At 71.0% G+C, this 20,113-nt stretch carries 17 protein-coding genes; 6 read left to right on the top strand and 11 right to left on the bottom strand.

What is annotated here, in order from left to right:
- Nucleotides 1-67 precede the first annotated feature (67 nt).
- Genes ABD327_RS03720 through ABD327_RS03710 form a run of 3 tightly spaced genes read right to left on the bottom strand, consistent with a single transcriptional unit; the run spans nucleotide 68 to nucleotide 4,521 of the window.
- The gene (locus ABD327_RS03720; RefSeq protein ID WP_344448691.1) at nucleotides 68-1,168 is read right to left on the bottom strand and encodes an Rv3169 family protein; all 1,101 of its coding nucleotides are present in this window, start codon (nucleotides 1,166-1,168) and stop codon (nucleotides 68-70) included.
- A gap of 36 nt (nucleotides 1,169-1,204) precedes the next feature.
- A complete protein-coding gene (locus ABD327_RS03715) occupies nucleotides 1,205-3,709 on the bottom strand; it encodes an aldehyde dehydrogenase family protein (RefSeq protein WP_344448690.1) in 2,505 nt (834 codons plus the stop codon).
- Nucleotides 3,706-4,521 (bottom strand): SDR family oxidoreductase, encoded by an 816-nt coding sequence (locus ABD327_RS03710; protein ID WP_344448689.1) that lies wholly within the window; start codon nucleotides 4,519-4,521, stop codon nucleotides 3,706-3,708. The genes ABD327_RS03715 and ABD327_RS03710 overlap by 4 nt, the downstream gene beginning before the upstream one ends.
- Before the next feature lie 226 nt (nucleotides 4,522-4,747).
- On the opposite strand from ABD327_RS03710, the gene ABD327_RS03705 reads away from it, so the two are divergent.
- The 3 genes from ABD327_RS03705 (at nucleotide 4,748) to ABD327_RS03695 (ending at nucleotide 8,301) form a co-directional block, all read left to right on the top strand.
- Nucleotides 4,748-5,353, top strand: a complete 606-nt coding sequence (locus ABD327_RS03705; protein ID WP_344448688.1) for a TetR/AcrR family transcriptional regulator — start codon at nucleotides 4,748-4,750, stop codon at nucleotides 5,351-5,353.
- A 120-nt stretch (nucleotides 5,354-5,473) separates the two neighbouring features.
- Nucleotides 5,474-6,679: a S8 family peptidase gene (locus ABD327_RS03700; RefSeq protein WP_344448687.1), complete on the top strand. Its 1,206-nt coding sequence runs from the start codon at nucleotides 5,474-5,476 to the stop codon at nucleotides 6,677-6,679.
- A 158-nt stretch (nucleotides 6,680-6,837) separates the two neighbouring features.
- Complete coding sequence (locus ABD327_RS03695) at nucleotides 6,838-8,301, top strand: serine/threonine protein kinase (protein WP_344448686.1); 1,464 nt, start codon at nucleotides 6,838-6,840, stop codon at nucleotides 8,299-8,301.
- A 16-nt stretch (nucleotides 8,302-8,317) separates the two neighbouring features.
- Here the strand turns inward: ABD327_RS03695 and ABD327_RS03690 are convergent, their stop codons facing one another.
- From ABD327_RS03690 to ABD327_RS03680, 3 genes are all read right to left on the bottom strand, one after another.
- A complete protein-coding gene (locus tag ABD327_RS03690) occupies nucleotides 8,318-8,677 on the bottom strand; it encodes a DUF1330 domain-containing protein (RefSeq protein WP_344448684.1) in 360 nt (119 codons plus the stop codon).
- A 138-nt stretch (nucleotides 8,678-8,815) separates the two neighbouring features.
- Nucleotides 8,816-9,907: an ABC-2 transporter permease gene (locus ABD327_RS03685; protein ID WP_344448683.1), complete on the bottom strand. Its 1,092-nt coding sequence runs from the start codon at nucleotides 9,905-9,907 to the stop codon at nucleotides 8,816-8,818.
- 49 nt (nucleotides 9,908-9,956) lie between these two features.
- Nucleotides 9,957-11,090, bottom strand: coding sequence for a hypothetical protein (locus ABD327_RS03680; protein ID WP_344448682.1), 1,134 nt, complete (start codon nucleotides 11,088-11,090; stop codon nucleotides 9,957-9,959).
- A 139-nt stretch (nucleotides 11,091-11,229) separates the two neighbouring features.
- Here ABD327_RS03680 and ABD327_RS03675 point away from each other — a divergent pair, with 139 nt between their 5' ends.
- Nucleotides 11,230-11,901 (top strand): TetR/AcrR family transcriptional regulator, encoded by a 672-nt coding sequence (locus ABD327_RS03675; RefSeq protein ID WP_344448681.1) that lies wholly within the window; start codon nucleotides 11,230-11,232, stop codon nucleotides 11,899-11,901.
- An 88-nt stretch (nucleotides 11,902-11,989) separates the two neighbouring features.
- Here ABD327_RS03675 and ABD327_RS03670 read toward each other — a convergent pair whose 3' ends face one another.
- Together ABD327_RS03670 and ABD327_RS03665 are read right to left on the bottom strand one after the other, a co-directional pair.
- Nucleotides 11,990-12,871 carry a serine hydrolase gene (locus ABD327_RS03670; protein WP_344448680.1) on the bottom strand — a complete coding sequence of 294 codons (882 nt, stop codon included), beginning with the start codon at nucleotides 12,869-12,871 and terminating at the stop codon, nucleotides 11,990-11,992.
- A gap of 136 nt (nucleotides 12,872-13,007) precedes the next feature.
- On the bottom strand, nucleotides 13,008-13,946 hold the full coding sequence (locus ABD327_RS03665) for a LysR substrate-binding domain-containing protein (RefSeq protein ID WP_344448679.1): 939 nt from the start codon (nucleotides 13,944-13,946) through the stop codon (nucleotides 13,008-13,010).
- A gap of 110 nt (nucleotides 13,947-14,056) precedes the next feature.
- Here ABD327_RS03665 and ABD327_RS03660 point away from each other — a divergent pair, with 110 nt between their 5' ends.
- Entirely contained in the window at nucleotides 14,057-15,694 is a 1,638-nt protein-coding gene (locus ABD327_RS03660) for a penicillin-binding transpeptidase domain-containing protein (RefSeq protein ID WP_344448678.1), read from the top strand.
- A gap of 25 nt (nucleotides 15,695-15,719) precedes the next feature.
- Here the strand turns inward: ABD327_RS03660 and ABD327_RS03655 are convergent, their stop codons facing one another.
- The 3 genes from ABD327_RS03655 to ABD327_RS03645 form a co-directional block, all read right to left on the bottom strand.
- A complete protein-coding gene (locus ABD327_RS03655; protein ID WP_344449067.1) occupies nucleotides 15,720-16,778 on the bottom strand; it encodes an NAD(P)-dependent alcohol dehydrogenase in 1,059 nt (352 codons plus the stop codon).
- Between the two features lie 188 nt (nucleotides 16,779-16,966).
- The gene (locus ABD327_RS03650; protein ID WP_344448676.1) at nucleotides 16,967-17,848 is read right to left on the bottom strand and encodes an LLM class F420-dependent oxidoreductase; all 882 of its coding nucleotides are present in this window, start codon (nucleotides 17,846-17,848) and stop codon (nucleotides 16,967-16,969) included.
- Nucleotides 17,849-18,008: 160 nt separating this feature from the next.
- Nucleotides 18,009-19,157, bottom strand: a complete 1,149-nt coding sequence (locus tag ABD327_RS03645) for an NDMA-dependent alcohol dehydrogenase (protein ID WP_344448675.1) — start codon at nucleotides 19,155-19,157, stop codon at nucleotides 18,009-18,011.
- Between the two features lie 282 nt (nucleotides 19,158-19,439).
- Here ABD327_RS03645 and ABD327_RS03640 point away from each other — a divergent pair.
- Nucleotides 19,440-20,113: AraC family transcriptional regulator (locus tag ABD327_RS03640; protein ID WP_344448674.1), on the top strand; the 674-nt coding region annotated here is incomplete at its 3' end.

Below are 20,113 nucleotides of genomic sequence, written 5' to 3'. Positions count from 1 at the left end.
GGAGCGGTTCACCCCACCGGGACTCCGGAGAGCCGGCGAGAGGGGCGTCTTCGCCTTCGCGGGACCGTCAGGGGGCCATGTCGAACCAGTCCTTGAAGCCGGACGGGTCGTGGCGGCCCATCGCGGCGTGCTCGAACATGCCGTAGCCGACCTGGCCCTCGCAGGTGGCGCGGGCGGCGTGGTCGACGGTGGAGTACGGGAGGCGGCCCACGATGGCGGGGTCGTCGAGGTCGTACTCGGAGGCCTCCGACCAGTCGCGGCCCTTCCACTGGCCGTGCAGCCACTCGGGGTCGCCGCCGTAACCGGCGCCGACCGTGAGGGACACGGAGGTGAGGGTCTCGATCTCCACCACCAGCGGAGAGCCGTCGGGCCTGGTCAGGTGCAGGCGCGCGGACTTCGGGTCGCGGGTGCCGCTCTTGTAGTCGACCTCGATGCGCGGCCAGCCCAACTGCTCGACGCGGCCGTCGGCGAAGGTGCGGGTCGCGTGGTTGAGCGTGCGGTAGCCGTCCGGGCTCTCCTGCATGATGACGAGCAGCGCGTAGTCGTCGAACCGCAGCGGGGCGTAGGTCCACCAGTGCCCCTGGCGCGGGTCCTCGGCGAGCCGGCCGGCGGGGTCGGCGTCGCCGACCGGGCGGATCCCCCATGAGCGGTCGCGGCTGCCCAGCCAGACCTCGGGGTCCACGGTCAGCTCCTCGCCGTTGAACGCCAGGGTGCCCGCCCAGCTGCCGAGCTGAGCGAAACGGGTGGCGTCGAGGATCGCGCGCGGACCGTCGTCGAGGATGTGGTGCTCCTCCAGCGCCGCCTCGAACGAGCCCTCCCAGGTGAGGTCGAAGGAGAGGCTCTCGTGCTCGCAGACCACCCGCAGCTTCTGCAGGGGCTCGATCACCTCGACCCGGAAGCCGCCGACCTCGGTGCGCAGCTCGCCCGCCCGGTGGGCGTCGGAGAAGCGCACCGACCACTGGCGGTCGCCCGAGCGCACGGTCGCGAACGCGTCGACCACGCCGAGGTTGGGGTAGACGCCCAGGCCCATGACCAGGAACCGCTCGCCGGTGCGGTCCTGGGCGTTGAAGTAGTACCGGTCGTAGAAGTTCTTGTCGGTGCTGGCGACACGCGCCATGGACTGCGGCGCCTGGTGGACCGGCAGTTCGTCGAGAGGTGCGGGCTTCATCGGGGTCCTCCGTCGTAGGGATGGGTCATGGCGGGCTCACTTCCAGGGGTAGGTGCCGTCGAGGAGTCGACGCAGCATCGGGTGGTGCAGCACGTACTCGTTCGGGTCCTCCGGACGCTCCGCCTCACCGAAGTGCATGCGGCGGCGATGGATCCGGGCCATCACGGTGCCGTGCCGCAGCGCGGCGTAGGTGAGGTAGAAGTCCAGGTCGCGGACCTTGACGCCGGAGGTCTGCTCGTAGCGGGCCACCACGTCGTCGCGGCGGAACAGTCCGGCGAGGCCGGGCAGCTCGAACACGTCGGCGATGTCCTGGAACATGCTGTGGAAGAAGACGAACCAGCCCAGGTCCATCTCGCGGGGGGCCAGCGCCGCCGACTCCCAGTCGATCACGCCGGACGGCCGCGTGCCGGTGTACATGATGTTGCCGATGCGGGAGTCGCCCCAGCACAGCACGTCGGGCGAAGGCTCCTCGGGCCAGTTCGCCTCGATCCACGCGAAGGCCTCCTCGAGCAGCGGGATGCGCACGCCGTCCTCGCGGCAGCTCCACTCGTAGTAGCGGCGCTCGTTCTCGAAGTGGGCCCGCAGGCCGGCCTTCGGGGCGAGGCCCGGGAACCGTGAGGCCGGGTCCCCGATCGCGTGGATGCCGGCGAGGACGTCCACGCTGGCGTCCTGGAGCTCGCGCTGCTCGGCCGGGTCGAGGTCGGCGAGCCAGCCGCCGAAGACGTACGGCGGGTTGTCGGCGGGCACCGATCCCGTCAGCCGGTCCATGACCAGGAACGGCTGGCCGAGGACCTCGCCGGTCGGCTCCAACCAGCGCACCCGGGGCACCGGCACATCCGTGTGCTCCCGCACGCCGGCCATCACCTCGTACTGGAGTTCCAGGTCGTAACCGGGGAACACGGGGACCGCGGACTCCTCCGGGGCCAGCCGCGCCACGAGCTCGGCTCGCTGCCGCTCGCCGCCTTCGGTCCACGACGCGTCGAACAGCACCGACACACTGGACATACCCGAATGGGAGGGACGGCGCAGCCCGTCCAGCCGTACCTCGGTGCCGAGGCGCTCGGAGAGCCAGGCGCCGAGGCGGACCCGGAGCGCGTCCAGGTCGGTCTCGCTGGTCGTGATGTCGTGCCGGCCCGTGACGGTCTCGGCGGGCATGGGGGACGCGGCGACGCCGGTTCCGTGCTTCACGCTGAGCACGGTGGTCTGGAGGAAGTCCTCCACGCCGGCGAAGCCGCCCTCACGGCCGAAGCCGCTGCCCTTGACGCCGCCGAACGGCAGCTCCACTTCCAGGGCGTTGTGCTGGTTGACCCACACCGAGCCGGCCTCGACGCGTCCGGCGACCTCGGTCGCCCGGACGGTCTCGCCCCACACCGAGGCCCCGAGCCCGAACTCCTGCCCGTTGACGGTCTCGAGGACCTGTTCCAGGTCGCGGTAGCCCACGACCGGGAACACCGGGCCGAACTGCTCCTCGGCGACGATGCCCATCGCGTCGGTGCAGTCGCGCAGCAGCGTCGGCTCCAGGAAGTGGCCGGGCAGGTCCGTGCCCCGCTCCCCTCCCTTGACCAGCTTCGCGCCGTCCTCGAGCGCCTTGTTCAACAGGGTCTGCACCACGTTGAGCTGAGCGCTGTTGTGGAGGGGGCCCATGGTGACGCCGGGCTGCGTCGGGTCTCCGACCCGCATGTCGCCCATGGCGGCGGCGAACGCGTCGCAGAAGGCGTCGACGAGGTGCTCGGGCACGTAGGCGCGCTTGGGGGCGACGCACATCTGGCCCGCGTTGAAGTAGGCCGAGGCGGCAAGAGCGGCGGCCGTGACCGCGATGTCGGCGCCGTCGAGCACGATCGCCGGGTCGTTGCCGCCCAGCTCCAGCGTAACCGGGGTGATGGACGCGGCGGCCGTGCGCATGATCTCGCGGCCCACCGCCGTGGAGCCGGTGAACGACACCTTGCGGACCAGCCTGTGCTCGATGAGCCCCCGGCCGACCGCGGCGTCGCCGTTGACGACGCCGATCACGCCTTCGGGCAACACCCGGTTCAGCAGCTCGATGAAGCGGGTCACCGTCAGCGACACCGACTCCGCCGGCTTGGCGATCACGGTGTTGCCGGCGGCCAGCGCGGGCGCGGCCTTGGCGGCCAGCAGGAACACGGGGAAGTTCCAGGGGACGATCGCCCCGATGACGCCGTACGGCTTGCGCACGATCTGCGCGGACCGTCCGGGAGCGGGAACCGCCTCCTCGGTCTCGGGCCAGTCGACGCGGGCCATGTGCGCGAAGCAGCGGCCGGTGATCCACACCTCGCCGGACGCCTCGGACATGCTCTTGCCCTGCTCGCGAACCAGCAGTTCGGCCAGCTCCTGCTGGTTGTCCATGATCACGAACGAGCAGGCGGCCAGCATGCGGCGACGCCGGTCGCGGTCGGTGCGCCAGTCCCGCGACGCGGCGTCGGCGGATCGGACCAGGCGGTCGAGCTCCTCGAGGGTGGTGACCGGCGTGCTGCCGAGCTCCTCGAGGGTGGACGGGTTGACGGAGGTCAAGGACTCGCTCACGCCGCGCCTCCTTCGGCCATCGCGGCCATCGCCGGGGCGATGTAGTTGCGGAACACCATGGCGTTCAGGCCGCCGTCGACGGCCAGATCCACGCCGTTGATCCAGGTGGCCTGGGGGGAGGCCAGGAAGAGGATGGCGTCGGCGACCTCTTCGGCGGCGGCGTGCCGACCGGCCCAGGTCACGGTGCCGTTGATGTTCTCCTCGCCCATCGTGGCGACGAAGTCGCCCAGGAGCGGCGTGCCGACGGTGCCGGGCGAGACGCTGTTGGAGCGCAGGTTGATGTGCTTGCCGCTGACCGCGAGGTCGCCGGCGTTGACGATCGCGATCTCCTTGGAGAGGTTGTAGCAGGTCGTCTCCAGGCCCGGGTACTCCTTGACCAGGTCGAGCGCCTCCTCCCAGTCCTCGGTCCTGAGGAAGCGCTGGATGAGCCCGTGGTTCTGCGCCCACATGAATCCGGCCATCGAGGCGGTGGTGACCACGACCGGGTCCGGCCTGAACTGCGGCATCAGCAGGCGGGTCAGGTCGCGGGGGGCCAGCGCGTTGACGCCCAGCACGGTCTGCCACCGCTGGGTGGCCGCGACGCCGGCGTTGTTGACCAGGATGTCGATCGGCCGGTCCACCCGCGCGGCGATGTCCTCGACGCCGGCCCGGGTGCCGAGGTCTCCGACGATGTCGAGGTCGACCCCCGGGGTCGGGACGCGATCGACACCGATGACCTTCGCTCCGCCGGCGCGGAACTTCTCGACGGCCACGGCGCCGATGCCGGACGCCGAGCCCGTGACCACCACCGTGCGGTCCTGGAATTGGGTCATGACTTACTCCTCTGGGGGCCGCCCGTCGGGGCAAAAAGTTGGACGGCGGTCCAATTTGTACTCCAGGTCACATCCGTGCCGATTCTGTGGTCCCGCTCACCAAGACGGAGGTCCCGCAGGTCAGCCGGACCCGCACGAACCGGTCCATCGGTCGGGGAGGGGCCCGGCGCACGAGGTACCATTTCGCCTCGCGGCGGTCTGTGCCGGTCGGAGGAGGGCTCGAACGGTGACCGGACGGCGCGAACAGAACCGGAGGGAGACCCGGACCAGGGTCCTCGACGCGGCCCGGAGGCTCTTCCTCGAACGCGGGGTCGAGGGCACCACCGCGGCCGAGCTGGCGTCGGCCGCCCGGATCTCGCGGGCGACGTTCTTCAACTACTTCAGCACCAAGGACGACCTCCTCACCGCCCTCTGGGAGGAGCAGGTCGGGAACCTCGGCGCCCTGATCACCCAGGCCCTCGCACGGCCGGCGCCGACACGGGAGCGCGTCCTCCTGCTCTTCACCGACCTGGTAGACGCCGTCGACCGGCGCCCCGGATACCTCGCGATGGTGACCTTCGAGCTGGAGCGGGCCGGCAGCCAGGAGGCCACGGCCGTCCGCAGCGCGCTCTTCCACGAGCAGCTGCGCAGGATCGTCGACGCCGGCCTCCGGCAGGGCGACGTGCGGACCGACTACGGCCCGGCGCTGCTCACCGAGATGATCGGCGCCGTCTACCTCTCGGTGCTCCGCAACATGAGGCTGGAGCCGGACTACGACCTGCGCGCCAACGCGCCCGAGGCGGGGAGGTTCATCGCCGACGGCGTATGCCGACCGGGCCCTTCCTCGCCATGACGCGCCAGGTGCGGCCGGTCTTATATATACATACTCGTCTACTTGACGGGAAGATCAAGTCCTGCGACGCTCGCGGTGTTCCTCCTCCGGCCGTTCCGGCCCACCCCCGAGAGGATTCCCGTGAAGAAGTCTTCGTTCATGCTGCCCGTGGCGGCTCTCGCGCTGGCGGCGGCGACCGCCCTCCCGGCCTCCGCCGAACCGGCGCCCCGCGTCGACGTGAAGTACGCGCCCACCGAGATCGCCCGGCCCGGCGAATACCTGGTCGAGCTCAAGGACGACGCCTCGCAGGACGACGTGCTGTCACGCGCCCGCGTCAAGGACACGATGGCCCGGTGGTCCGACGCCCTCAACGGTTTCGCGGCCCGGCTCTCGCATCGGCAGGTCGAACGCCTCCGGAGCGATTCCCGGGTCATGCAGATCGTTCAGAACGCCGTCGTACGGAACGCGACGAGCCGGTCGGCGGCGGCGCCGTCGGTCCAGACGAATCCCGGCTGGGCGCTGGACCGCATAGACCAGGCCGCGCTCCCGCTGGACGGCACCTTCACGGCGAACTCCACCGGCGCCGGGGTGAACGCCTACATCCTCGACAACGGCGTCGACACCAGCCACCCCGACTTCGGCGGGCGGGCCTCGACCGTACGCGACTTCATCGGCGGAACCATCACCCAAGGATGCCTCGACCACGGCACCGGGGTCGCCGGAGCCCTGGGCGGCACTCTCCATGGAGTGGCCAAACAGGTCGACCTGCGGTCCGTCCGCTTCATCGACTGCGCCGACAACCTCGATTTCTTCAAGTTCCTCGACGCGGTGAACTGGGTCGCCGGGAACCACCAGAAACCGGCGGTGGCCAACATCTCCAGCAACTTCAACAACGCTTTGGTCTCCTACCTCAGCGGGATTCTGCGCAGCGCCGTCAACGGCCTCGCCAACAGCGGAGTCTTCGTCACGGCATCCGCCGGCAACGACAACGCCGACGCCTGCACCCAGCCTCCCGCCGACGCGCTCGGCGCCTTCACGGTCGGGGCGACCGACAGCACGGACACCAGGTCCTCCTTCTCCAACTGGGGCACCTGCGTGGAGATCTACGCACCCGGCTCCAACATCGACATGCCCCAGGCGGGCGGCGGTTACATGCAGAACAGCGGCACCTCGTTCGCCGCGCCCCTCGTCGCCGGAGTGGCCGCCCTCTACAAGGCCGCCTACGGTGACGCCCCCTCCACGACCATCGGCACCTGGCTGACCGACAACGCCACTCCTGGCGTGGTCAACGGCAACAACACCCCCGGGCCGACCCCGAACCTGCTGCTGAACACCGGCGGTCTGTGACGCGAAGGGCTGCGGCCCCTCGCATTCCCGGCGTCCGTCCTGCCGTCCGTCTCCCCACGGACGGCAGGGCGGACGCCTGTCGTCGCCGCGACGGACACCCCACCGAATCGGCGTCGAAAATGGATAGGATCATGGGGTTCTGGATCTCTGGAGGACGTGTGACCGGACTGTCGCCGCTCCTGCCGACGGACCCGGCGAGCGTGGGCCCGTACCTGCTCGAAGGCCGGCTCGGAGCCGGCGGCCAGGGCACCGTCTACCTCGGCGACGACGAGAGCGGCCGGCGGGTGGCGGTCAAGCTCCTGCACGCGCACCTGATCATTCAGGAGGCCGCCCGCATCCGCTTCCTGGACGAGGTGGAGCTCGCGAAGCGGGTCGCCCCTTTCTGCACGGCGCAGGTGCTCGACAGCGGCGTCCTGAACGGCCAGCCCTACCTCGTCAGCGAGTACGTCGACGGCCCGTCGCTGCAGGCCTCGGTGCGCGACGCCGGGGTCCGCGGCGGGGCGGCCCTGGAGCGGCTGGCCCTCAACACCGTGACGGCGCTGGCCGCGATCCACCAGGCCGGCGTGGTCCACCGTGACTTCAAACCGGGCAACGTGATCCTCGGCCCGGACGGCCCTGTGGTGATCGACTTCGGCATCGCCCGCGCCCTGGACCTCAGCCAGTCGCTCAGCGGCAGCCAGGCCGTGGGCACCCCCGGCTACACGGCCCCCGAGCACCTCCGGGGGGAGGAGTCCGGCCCGGCGGCCGACCTGTTCGCCTGGGGGGCGACCATGGCCTACGCCGCGACGGGGAAGAACGCCTTCGGCGGCACGTCGTTCTCCGCCGTCATGTACTCGGTCCTCCACAGCGAACCGTATCTGGACGGCCTGGACGGCCGGTTGGAGACGATCGTCCGCGCCTGCCTGGAGAAGGACCCCGCCAAGCGCCCCACCGCCGTCGAGGTCGGCGACCGCCTCCGCGCCCTGCCGGCGCCCGCCTGGCAGACCGGCGGCGATGCCCCTCTCGACGACGAGCGGGAGCGATCCGGCGGACACCCGGCCGTGCCGGGCGGACATCGATACCGCAACCGCGTCAGCGCCGCGGCCCTGGCCATGCTGGTGCTCGTCGGAGCGGTCTACTTCGCCGTCCCGAATCTCCTGCCGCAGAAATCCGCCGAGCCGTCGGGGGCCTCACCCGGCGTGACGCTCGAACCGTCGAACCCCTCCGGCTCCGAGGGGGAAGAGTCCGTCGCGATGCCCTCTTCCACGAAGACGCCCCGCACGTCCAAGACTCCGGAGAACCGGGACGGCCCCCAGAACCCGGACTCAACGCCGAAGCCGAGCGGCACCAGACCCCCGGCCACCAAGAAGCCGTCCTCTCCGAAGCCGTCCTCGTCGAGCGAGCCTCCCCCGGCGAACCAGCCTCCTCCGTCGAACCCGAGAACGCTCGGCACCGTCACCATGAAGGACATGGCCCAGTACTGCACGGCCCACGGCTACCCGGTGTACTTCTACCTCAACGGCGCTCTCACCTGTCAGGGCAACGGCTCGACGACGACCGACGTCACGGCCGTGTGCCGCTGGCGTTTTCCCGGCGAACCGAACGTCCGGGCGGAAGGCACCACCTGCATCTCCTACCCGTAGCCGGGCGGAGGGGCGCCTACCAGGGGACGGTGGCCTGGAGGACGGCTTCGGACAGGGCCGTGGACCGCAGTTCCGTGACCTTCCGGTATTCGGGATCGGCGACCATGCGGAGGAACGCGTCACGGCTCGGGTACTGCACGACGAGGATGGCGTCCCACGCCTGGCCGTCCTCGGCGACCAGCGCCGTGGACCCCTGCCCGGCGTACAGGAGACGGCCCCCGTACCGCTTCAGAAAGGGTCCCGTGTGCCGCGCGTACTCCTGATAGGTCGCCTCGCCGCCCGGGGTGAAACGCAGGAGATTGAGCATGACCACCGGCCCGCCGGGATCTTCTGCCGCGAGCCGTTCCAGGTCCTCTTTCCGCGGATCGACCGCCATAAGCTGCCCCTTTTCCTCATTCGCGCCCGGGAACGCCAAGGCTAGGAACAAGGCGGTTCCCGGCGCAACGAACGGGATCAGGACTGTGCGCAGACACATTCCATGCCTTCTCCGGCTGGTCGGTGCACAGCCGGACCGTCAGACGGAGACGGGAGCATCCGCTCGGGAAGGGCTCTCCTCCGCGGGTGCTTCGGCGGCCGCCTTCCCGCCGAAGGGCAGGAAGTTGAGGATCAGGCCTGCGACGAGCCAGATCAGCAGGACGGTCATGTGGCCGCCCAGGGTGCGGGCGTCGAAGTAGAGGATGGAGCGGGCGGTCTCCAGGACGGCGGGCATCGGGAGGACGCCGTGCAGCCACTGGAAGAAGGAGGGCTCCATCCAGATCGAGACGGCGCCGCCGCTGGCGGGGACGCCCAGGATGACCAGGAGGCCGATCGCCGGGACTCCGGCGATCTGGTCGAGCGCCGGGTTCACGGCGAGCGGGCGGAGCAGGCGGGCGAAGAAGGCGGTGACCAGGGCTCCGGTGTAAGAGGCGAGGGCGCCGACGCCGATGAGTTCGGGATGGCCGTCGATCGCGCCGATGATCGGGCCGATCACCAGCCAGACGGCGAAGCCCATGAAGACCGCCCAGCCCGCGGCGACGACCGCGAGGGTGCGCGGCCGCATCAGCTGGGGTGCGGCGGCTCCGATGACCAGAATGAAGATCGCGCCGGACAGGAGCCAGCCGAGCGCCAGGTAGAGGATGGAGATGCCGGCGCTGTCGGAGAGGGGCAGCGGGGCGATGTCGTCGGTCTGGAGCGTGATGCCCTGCGGGGCGGTGAAGCCGGTGAGGATGCCGGTGATGGTCTGCGCCTGGCTCGCGCCCGCGGCGCCCGCGACGTGGACGACGGCTCGGCCTTCGCCGCGCACGGACGGTCCCGTGTAGGCGCCGGCCACCTCGCGCTTGAGGATCAGCTCCTTGGCCTCGGCCTCGGTGCCGACGGTGCGCAGGTCGAACGCCTCGCCGGTCGCGGCGGACAGCTGGGAGGTGGTGAGCTCGGCCTGGGCGGCGGTCGAGGCGACGACGGCGAGCGGCATCCGGTTGGGCGTGGGCTGGTGCATGGCCGACAGCATGACGCTGACCATCATCACGACCATGAGAAACGGGAACAGCCCGACCAGGACGTACTTGACCGCGGGCGATGAGCCCTTCTCGGGGACGGCGGCGTGCTGGCCGCTGGCAGTGGAGGACATGCGGAACCTCGTGGGGAGAAGATGGGGAAGCTCGGGCGGGGAGCGCTGGTCAGGCCGTGACGGGCACTGCCGGGGCGATGGCCCCTGAATCCTCGGAGGACTCGGAGGACTCGTCCGCGGAGGACTTCTCGTCGTCGCTCAGGTGGTGCTCGGGCTTGCGCCGGTTGCGTGCCGAGTCCAGGGCCACGGAACCGGCGACGGAGACCGAACCCCACAGGGCGAGGACCAGCAGGTTCCCGCTCACCCCGTCGCCGCCGAAGTACAGAACGGCGCGCAGCGCCTCGCCGGCGGCGGGCGTCGGCAGGACGCCGTGCAGCCACTCGAAGAAGCCGGGCATCGCCTTCACCGGCATGCCCAGGTTGGAGGCCGGGACGCCCAGGTACATGAGGACGAACACACCGACGATCGAGCCGAGCCCGCCGACCAGGCGGGCGATGAAGCTCTGCGCCAGCCCGACCGAGAAGATCGTCGCCCAGCCGAGCGCGAGCATCTCCCAGGCATGACCGCCCACCGCCCCGATGATCGGGTCTGCGATCAACCACACCAGGAAGCTCATCAGCGCGGCCCAGGCCCCGAGGTACACCGGCATCCTCCGCAGGGTGAAGAGCGCGGGGAAGCCCTGGGTCACCATGGTGACGATCATGTATCCGGCCAGGATCCAGCCCGTGACGATCATCATGGCGGAGACGCCCATGCCGTCCTCGGGCGGCAGCGGCGCGATCTCGTGGTGTTCCACCGGGATGTTCTGCTGGGCGGCGATCCCGTTGAAGATCGCCTGCGCCATCGACGCCTGGCCCATGCCGGCGGTCTGCGCCGTGTAGAGCAGGGCAGGCCCTCCGGGCGCGGACGGCAGCTTGAAGGCCGCGCCGATCTCCCGGTCCATGAGGAGGCTCCGGGCCTCGGACGTGCTGCCGACGGTGCGGACCTCGACCGGCGACCCCTCGGCGGCGTTGAGCCGACCGGCGAGCCCGACGGCCTGCTGCCCGGTGCCGATCACCGCGACGGGCAGGTCGCGGGGCGTGGGCTGGTGCATCGCCGCCGTGTAAACGCTGACGAGCATCATCACCAGGAGGAACGGGATGAGCCCGACGAAGACGTACATGACTGCTTTGGGAACCTGCCGCTCCCCTTCGGGGCCCGCCTTCCGCTCCCCCTGGGTGGAGACGGTGTCCGTCGCCTGCATCAGGTCGATCTCCCTCGCGTTGCCGATAGTGATTAAGCCAGTCGACTTAAAGCTTAGGGGTAGGATTAAGTCAGACGTCTTAACTTTTGCCGGAAAGGTGCCAGAAGAGACGGTTCTCACAGATGGGAGGATGGTGGCCATGACGGAGAAGGCATCCACCCGCGAGCAGCTGCTGGCGGCGGGCGAACGCCTGATCGCCCTGCACGGCACCGGGGTCTCCGCCCGCCGGATCGCCGAGGAGGCCGGCGCGGCCAACCACTCGGCCGTCGCCTACCACTTCGGCACGAAGCTCGGCCTCGTCCTGGAGATCGTCCGGGCGCACCGCAGGGAGACCGACGAGATCGGCCGCACGATGGCGGAGCGGGCCGCCGGCTCACCCGACCCGCGCGAGCACCTCGCCTGCGTGCTGCTGCCCACCCTCATCCACCTGGACCGGCTGGGCCCGCCCACCTACTACTCCCGCTTCGTCATCCAGGCCCTGGCCGATCCCGCGCTGGAGGAGCAGGTGCTCCCCGAGCTCGCCGGCCCGCACACCGGCACGGCGATCCGGGCCGTGGCACGGACGACGGCGAACATCCCCCCCGAAGTCATGCAGATGCGCTGGCGCCTGGTGCGCCCCCTGCTCTTCCGGGCCAGCGCCGGATTCGAACTCGAACTGGCCGAAGGCCGCAACACCCACGGCACCTGGGAGAACCTGGGCCGTTTCGTCCTCGACGCCGTCGGCGGCCTCCTCCTGGCCCCCAACACCCTTCCCCCCGGCGCCATCCACGTCCCCGACGGCTTCCAGAACGTGGCCTTCCCGGAACCCTGAACCCCGCCTTCCCATCGCCGGCCGACCCCGAGTCGGCCGTCTCCGGCGAATGCCGTCGGTACCTCATGCCGGAGCAGCTGAGCGCGGGTCAGGAGGCCCAGCCGCGGAGCTCCTGGACGGCGAGGCGGGCGGCGGTGCCGATGGCGGCGTCGGCCCGGGGGTGGGTGGCGGCCGTGCTGCGGGCACGGGTGAAGACGGCCAGGGCGTAGCGGCCGCCGTCGGGGTACTCGACCACGCCTATCTCGTTGCGGAGGGTCAGCAGGGTGCCGGTCTTGCCGCTGACCAGGACGTCGTCGTAGGGGAATCCCGAGGCGAGGCGGTGCGGCCAGACCTGGAGGCCGAGCATCCTGCGCATCTGGGCGCATTCGGGAGGAGGCGCGGCGTCGTCGTGCCAGATCGCGGCGAGCAGGCGGGTCAGCTCGCGGGGGGTGCCGTGGCTGGAGCGGGTGGGGTCGAGCGCCGACAGGCGTCCGGTCATGCCGGGTTCCGCGAGCCTCTCCCACAGCTCCGCGGGGTCGGTGACGCCCGCGTCCGCCATCAGCGAGGAGTGCAGCTCTCCCGCGCTCCCGGTCACCCCGGTCCGCCCCAGGCCGAGCTCGGTCAGCGTCCGGTTGACGTGCTCCAGGCCGACGCGTTCCAGCACGACGTCGGCGGCCGTGTTGTCGCTGACCGTGATCATCAGGCAGGCCAGGTCCCGCAGCGACATGCGGATCTCGTCGAGCAGCACCGACGTCCCGGTCGAGCCCGCCACCCGGGCTCCGGGCGGGAGCGTCACCTGCTCCGCCGGGTCGAGCCCGCCCGCCGCGGCACGCCGGAAGAACGCCACCAGCAGCGGCACCTTGAACACCGACGCCAGGACCACGCTCTCGTCGGGGCGTACGCCGACCTCGCGTCCGGAGTCCAGGTCGACGGCGTGCAGCCAGCCGACCACCCCGGCCTCCCGGAAGGCCCCCTCGATCGCGGACGTCACGCCGCACCTCCTCCGGAGAGCACGGATCGCCTTCCGGGCAGGGGAAGACGGGGAGAACCGGCGGCGGGCACGGTCGAGGCTACCGCGGCGCGGGCGGCGCGGATCGGGAGGACGGGGCGGGGCCGGGTCGCGGCGGTCATGCGAGGAATCCGGAGGACGGGCGGAGTACGACCCGCTGGGGGACGGCGGTCATGGCGGCTTCCATGCGCAGGACGCGGGTGGTCACGTCGATGAGGTCGGCGAGAGGGCCTTCGGGCGGAGCGCCGGCGCGCCAGGCGCAGGACGTCCGCCGCAGGAGCGGGGTGCCGAAGAGGGGGCGCCACACCGCGCCGGGCGCCGCCGGGGCGTGCGGCAGGAGGGCCACGGCGGTGCCCGCCAGGACCAGGCCCAGGGTGAACTGGGGGTGCGGGGACTCGTGGACGGCGCCCGGGACGAAGCCGTGGCGGGCGCAGGACGCCAGCAGGTCCTCCAGCGCGGCGGGAGAGCTCTCGCGGCGGGACACCACGAGGTCGTGGCCTTCGAGGTCGGCCAGGCGGAGGTCGGGAGCGGAGGCCAGAGGGGATCCGTCCGGGAGCAGGACGCCCAGGGGCTCTCCGAGCATCGGGCCGAGGGACAGGCCCGCGGTGTCGCACGGGTGGCGGAGCACGCCGACGTCGAGCGTGCCGTCGGAGAGCGCGCGCAGGTGCTCCTCGGCCGGGGCGGGGCGCAGCTCCAGCGGAAGCTCGGGGCGGATGTCGCGGAACGTGCCGATGAGGGACGCGATCACCGCGCCGTCGAGGTCCTCGGGGATGCCGACGCGCAGCAGGTCGCGGTCTCCGGCCCGCTCGGCGACGGTGCGGATCCGCTCGGCCCGCTCCAGCAGGTCGCGGGCCTCCTCCAGCAGCAGCCGGCCCGGCGCGGTGAGCACGACGCGACGGCTCGACCGGTCGAACAGCCGGGCGCCGAGCTCCCGCTCCAGCCGCTGGATACGCTGGCTGAGCGGCGGCTGGGCCATGCCGAGCCGCTCGGCGGCCCGCCCGAAGTGCAATTCCTCGGCGACCGCGACGAAGCATTCGAGATGCCCCACGAGGTTCACGAGCAGGAACTATATCTGTTTTCGTATCAATCTATGGCTGATATCGCTCTTGGACATCCTTCGGATCATCTGCTGTCCTGTTGGCTCATACCGGGGGAAAGGAGACGCGGATGCGCCGAGCCGTAGTGGCGGCCGTGGCCGTACCGACCGTCGCCGTGGTCGTGGGCGCCGGGGTGTTCTGGATCAACAGGGACGAGGGCCCCAAGCCCGTCACCGAGCAGTTCCTCGACGCCTGGCAGCGCCGTGACGCCGCCGCGATGACGTCGCTCACCGAGGGCGCTCCCGCCGACCTCCCGGCCCGCCTCACCCGCACATGGACGGATCTCGGCGTAGTCGACCAGCGCCTCCATCTGGCCGGGGTCGGGGAGGGCGAGGACGCCCGGGCCGTCTACCGGGCCGAGGTCACTCTCGGCCAGGGCCAGAAGTGGAACTACGAAGGCGCCTTCTCCTTCGTCAAGAACGACGACGGGTGGCGGGTCCGCTGGACGCCGTCCGTGCTCCACCCGGACCTGAAGGAAGGCCAGCGGCTCACCTCCTCCCGCGACTTCCCCGAACGGGCGGCGATCACCGCCGCGAACGGCTCCGACCTGCGCGGCAGCTCCTCCGGCTCGGTGCAGCAGCTGCTCGGTCCGGTCGGCCCCGCCACCGACAAGGCCGCCGCCGAGTTCGGCGCCCCCTACCGCAAGGACGACCCGGTCGGGCTGGACGGGCTCAACCGCCAGTACGAGAAGCGGCTGGCCGGCACCCCCGCCACGGTCGTCAAGATCGTCGATGCGAAGGACCAGCCGGTCAAGACCCTGCAGCGCTTCGGCGGCGGCCAGGGCGAACCGCTGAAGACCACGATCGTTCCGCGCGTCCAGACGGCCGCGGGCCAGGCCCTGACGACCGCGAAGAAGGACGCCTCGATGGTCGTCGTGCGACCCTCGACCGGCGAGATCCTCGCCGTCGTCAACAAACCGGGCGGCTACAACCGCGCGCTCATGGGCCAGTACCCGCCCGGCTCCACCTTCAAGGTCGTGACGGCCGCCGCCCTCGTCGCGGGCGGCCTGGGCGTCGACGACAAGGTGAACTGCCCCGCCACGACGACGATCAACGGCCGCACCTTCAAGAACGCCGGATACGAGAAGTTCGGCAGCATCCCGTTCCGGGAGGCGTTCGCCCACTCCTGCAACACCACGTTCGCCGACCTCGCCGTCGGCAGGCTGGGCGAGAAGAAGCTGGCGGAGGTCACCTCCCAGTTCGGCTTCAACGCGCCGATCATCGCGGGCCTCCCGGCGGTGCGGGCGGCGTTCCCCGCCGTCAAGGACGACACCGCGCTGGCCTCCGCCGCGTTCGGCCAGGGCCAGGTGCTCACCAGCCCCCTCAACATGGCCTCGGTCGCCGCGGCCGCCGCCGACGGCACCTGGCGCTCCCCCCGCCTCGTCCCCCGGGAACTGGCCGGCCAGGCCCTCGACGCCGGCGGCAGGAAGCCCGAGCCCGACCACCCGCTCGACCCCGCCGTCCGCAAGGCGCTGCGCGTCCTGATGCCCGCCGTCGTCTCCGAGGGCACCGCCCACGCCGTCGACTTCCCCGCCGGAACCGCCGGCAAGACCGGCACCGCCGAGTTCGGCTCCGGCGAGGAGCCTCCCGCCCACTCCTGGTTCATCGGCTACAAGGGCGACCTGGCCTTCTCCGTCATCGTCGAGGACGGCGGCGCCGGAGCCGAGGCCGCCGCCCCCGTCGCCGCGAAGTTCCTCAACTCCCTTTAGCGGCCGGCGCCCGCACGCGGAACGGTCAGGACGGGAAGCGGATCAGCGGCTTGATGACGCCGTCGGCCTTGGTGCGCATCAGCTCGAAGGCGGTGCCGACCTCATCGAAGTCGAAGGTGTGCGTGGTCATGGGGGTCGGGTCGAGGCGGCCCGTCTGAAGAATGCGCAGCAGGCGGCCCATGCGCTCCTTGCCGCCGGGGCAGAGGGCGGTCCGGATCGTCTTGTCGCTCATACCCGCCCCCCAGCCCAGGCGGGGAATGGGGACGACGTCTCCCTCGCCGTGGTAGCCGATGTTGGAGATCGTCCCGCCGGGACGGGTGGCCGCCACGCACGCCTCGAACGACTCCGGCCGGCCCAGTGCCTCGATGGAGGCGTCCACGCCGGCCCCGTCGGTCAGTCTCCGGATCCCCTCGACCGGGTCCACCTCGCTGAAGTCCACGACGGCGTCCGCGCCGAAGTGCCTCGCCAGCTCGATCCGCTTCGGGACGCTCTCCACGGCGATCACCAGGCCCGCGCCGAGCATCCGGGCGCCGGCCGTGGCCATCAGGCCCACCGGCCCCTGCGCGAACACCGCGACGGTCCCTCCGATGGGGATCCGCGCGTGTTCCGCTCCGACGAAGCCGGTCGACATCATGTCGCAGATGTAGACCGCCTTCTCGTCGGGGATGTCGTCCGGGATCGGCGTGAGGTTCGCCTCCGCGTCGTTGACGTGGAAGTACTCCGCGAAGACGCCGTCTTTGATGTTGGCGAACTTCCAGCCTCCGAGCATCTCCTGGCACTGCGAGGTGTAGCCGCGCTGGCAGTTGACGCAGTGGAAGTCGGGGGTGATGGCGCAGACCGCGACCCGGTCGCCTTCCCGGTAGCCCCGGACGGCTCTTCCGAGCCTGTGCACGACGCCCACCGCCTCGTGGCCGATGGTGAGGTTCTCACGTTCGCCGAGCGCGCCCGCCACCGTGTGCGTGTCGGAGGTGCACACCAGGGCGCACGTCGTCTTGACGAGGGCCGCGGTCGGCTCCAGGTCGGTGGGGACCGGCTTCTTCATGAAACCGACTTCGTTGATGCGCTTCATGACGAAAGCGTTCATCGTCTCCACACCGACCTCCTCACCGACGTTCTCCGCGGAGGGCGGCGCCCCTTGACCACACTCCCGACAAATAGTCATCTACCCTGACATATCCCCGAAAACACTCCGGTTCGATCGCCGGGTGAGAAAAGAGCGGGCTCCCGAGGGCACCGCCCGTCGCCGCGAAGCTCCTCGGCCTTCCTAGGAGATCACAGCAGGGCGGCGGCGAGGCGGCGCCACTGCTCCCTCGGGAAGGCTCCCTGGTCCTCGGTGAGCACCTGGACGCAGACGTGGTCGGCGCCGGCGGCGCGGTGCTCGTCCACCCTGCGCCTGACCGCCTCCTCGTCCCCCCAGGCGATCAGGGCGTCGAACAGGCGGTCGCTCACCGACTCGACGTCCTCGGGCGAGAAGCCGAGGCGGAGCAGGTTGTTGGCGTAGTTCGGCAGGGACAGGTAGTTCTTCAGCCAGTCGGTGCCGATCGCGCGGGCCTCGTCCCGGTCCGCGCACAGGATCACCGTCTGCTCCGGCAGCACGAGCGGTCCGGCTCCGAGCGCCTCGCGGGCCGTCCGAGTGTGCTCGGGCGTGACGAGGTAGGGGTGGACGCCACGGGCCCGCTTCCCCGCAAGTTCGAGCATCTTGGGGCCCAGCGCGGCGAGTACCCGGCTTTCCGAAGGCACGGGGGTGTCGGCCTGGTCGAGCCCGTCGAGGAAGGTCCGCATCGCCGCCAGCGGCTTCTGGTAGCGGCCGGCCTCCGCCCGGTCCACCAGCGGGGCGTGGCTCACGCCGATGCCCATCAGGAACCTGTCCCCGTGCTCGGCGGTCAGCGACGCGTGGGAGGCGGCGGCGTCCTCGGGCGCGTGCATCCACAGGTTGAGGATGCCGGTCGCGACGACCGTCCGCCGGGTCGCGGCCAGCAGCCGGCCGACCGCGTCGAAGAGCGGTCCCCCGACGTCCGGGATCCACAGGGCGCTGTATCCCAGCTCCTCCAGCTCCGCGGCCGACTCCGCGGCCTCGGCCGCGTCCCCGTAACGCAGCTGCTGACTCCACACTCCGATGCCGGAAAGCTCCATGACGTCCCCTCTTTCGCTCACGCGTAGTCGATCTTCCTAGGTTCTCGCGTTTCCCCGCGGCGCTGAAACCATCCGGGCCGCGGGCGTCGAGAACGCGCACGGCGAATGCCGGCATGACGAAGGGTCCCGCTGATCGCAGCGGGACCCTTGTCGGCACGTCGGCCGGTGGTTCGCGTCTCGGTCAGTAGCGGATCAGGCCGCGCAGGTTCTTGCCGTCGCGCATGTCCTGGTAGCCCTGGTTGACCTCGGACAGCTTGTACGTGGTGGTGATCAGCTCGTCGAGCTTGAGCTTGCCCTCCTTGTACAGGCGGAGCAGGCGGGGGATGTCGCGGCGCGGGTTGGCGCCGCCGAAGATGCCGCCCACCAGCTGCTTCTGCATCAGCGTGAAGTCGGCCAGGTTGAGGGAGACGTCGTTGGAGGCCATCGAGGCCACCGAGGTGACGACGCACCGGCCGCCCTTGGCGACCATGGTCATCACCGGCAGGATCATCTTGCCGTCGGCGACGCCGGTGGTGATGATGACCTTGTCGGCCTGCGCACCCCAGGTGATCATGCCGACGAGCTCGAGGGCCTCCTCGACGCTGGCCGCGGTGTGCGTGGCGCCGAACTTCAGCGACTCGTCCCGCTTGAACTGCACCGGGTCGACCGCCACGATGTGCCGCGCGCCGGACATGACCGCGCCCTGGATGGCGTTGATGCCGATGCCGCCGACTCCGATCACGACCACGGTCTCACCCGGCTTCACCTCGGCCAGGTAGACGGCCGAGCCCCAGCCCGTGGTGACGCCGCAGCCGACGAGCGCGGCCTTGTCCAGGGGGATGTCGTCGTCGAGCTTGACGCAGGAGGCCTCGTTGACCAGCGTGTACGGCGAGAACGTGCCCAGGCAGCACATCAGGCCCAGGTCGGCGCCGTTGCTCTTGGCGTGGTGGCGGGCCGTCAGGTCGCTGATCTGGCGGCCGAACAGCAGGAAGGCGCCCATGTCGCAGAGGTTCTGCCGGCCGGCCGCGCAGGAGGGGCAGCGGCCGCAGGACGGGACGAAGCTCAGCGACACGTGGTCGCCCGGCTGCACGCTGGTGACCCCGGGGCCGACCTCGACGACCTCGCCCGCGCCCTCGTGGCCCCCGATGATCGGGGTGATCGACGCGCCGGTCTGCTCGATGATCTCCGGCGGGAGGGCCATGTCGCCGGTGACGATGTGCTCGTCGGAGTGGCACAGGCCCGAGGCCGCGAGCTTGACCACCACCTCTCCCGCCTTGGGCGGGTCGATGACGATGTCCTCCACGCTCCAGGGCGTGTTCGTCTCCCAGAGAATCGCGGCTTCGGTCTCCACTCGTCCTCCTCATTCCCGCGGAAGGCCGGCAGCGCGTCATCCGGGTGCCGGGGCGGGCGTCCGCGGCCGGTGGGGAGGGAGTGACGGGCGGCCGGCGATCCGTACCGCACGCCTGGCGGCGGTCAGGTCCCGAACATGCTGGTCAAGAGTGAAACTAAGTGCTTACTTTTGGGCTGACAATGCGCCCATGCGCCTACTAAATTGATAATTTCCGCCAACGACGGCAGGGCCGGCGGAAGCGGAGCCGGGGGCGGGCTCCGGAACGAAAGGCGAAGGGACCGGATGCGGACCACGGGCAGTCTGGCGCAGATCGTGCGGCTGGCGGCCGAGCACGGGGTGGGCGCGGACCGCTGCCTGGCCGGCACCGGGCTGGCCGAGGCCGACCTCGTCGACCCCGTGCGCGAGATCACGCCGCACCAGGAGATCGACGCCGCGGCCAACCTGCTGGAGGCCTGCGACGCCCCCGGGCTCGGCCTCACCCTGGGCTCCCGGATGCACTTCACCGCCTACGGCGTCTGGGGGCTCGGGCTCCTCAGCTGCCCGACCGTGCGGGACGCCGCCGCCTTCGGGATGCGCCACCTCGGTTTCCTCTACGGGGTGACGGAGCTCCGGATGGAGGTCGACGCCTCGGAGTACCGGTTCGTGCTCGGCGTAGGCGGGCTTCCCGAGAAGGTGCGGCGCTTCTTCATCGAACGCGACATGGCGGCGCTCCTGACCCTGCACCGGGAGACCACGTCGATCCCGGTGAGACCGCGCCGCCTGCACCTCACCCAGCCTCCGCCGCCCCACGCCGACCGGTACCTCCAGGTCTTCGGAGTCGAACCGGTCTTCTCCGCCGACCGCGACTTCATGGCGCTGGACGCCGCCCTGCTGGACCTGCCCCTGCCGACCGCCGACGGGCACACCCTGCACTGGTCCGAGCAGGCCCTGCGGAAGCTGGCCGCCCGGCGGCCCGG

Source organism: Actinocorallia aurantiaca (genome assembly GCF_039533685.1).
GTDB lineage: Bacteria > Actinomycetota > Actinomycetes > Streptosporangiales > Streptosporangiaceae > Actinocorallia > Actinocorallia aurantiaca.
This window is presented reverse-complemented; position numbering and strand designations above follow the sequence as displayed.

Coding starts and splice junctions, on each gene's coding strand:
- ABD327_RS03720 (WP_344448691.1), bottom strand. CDS start 1,168: ATGAAGCCCGCACCTCTCGACGAACTGCCGGTCCACCAGGCGCCGCAG.
- ABD327_RS03710 (WP_344448689.1), bottom strand. CDS start 4,521: ATGACCCAATTCCAGGACCGCACGGTGGTGGTCACGGGCTCGGCGTCC.
- ABD327_RS03690 (WP_344448684.1), bottom strand. CDS start 8,677: ATGGCGGTCGATCCGCGGAAAGAGGACCTGGAACGGCTCGCGGCAGAA.
- ABD327_RS03685 (WP_344448683.1), bottom strand. CDS start 9,907: ATGTCCTCCACTGCCAGCGGCCAGCACGCCGCCGTCCCCGAGAAGGGC.
- ABD327_RS03680 (WP_344448682.1), bottom strand. CDS start 11,090: ATGCAGGCGACGGACACCGTCTCCACCCAGGGGGAGCGGAAGGCGGGC.
- ABD327_RS03675 (WP_344448681.1), top strand. CDS start 11,230: ATGACGGAGAAGGCATCCACCCGCGAGCAGCTGCTGGCGGCGGGCGAA.
- ABD327_RS03660 (WP_344448678.1), top strand. CDS start 14,057: ATGCGCCGAGCCGTAGTGGCGGCCGTGGCCGTACCGACCGTCGCCGTG.
- ABD327_RS03655 (WP_344449067.1), bottom strand. CDS start 16,778: ATGAACGCTTTCGTCATGAAGCGCATCAACGAAGTCGGTTTCATGAAG.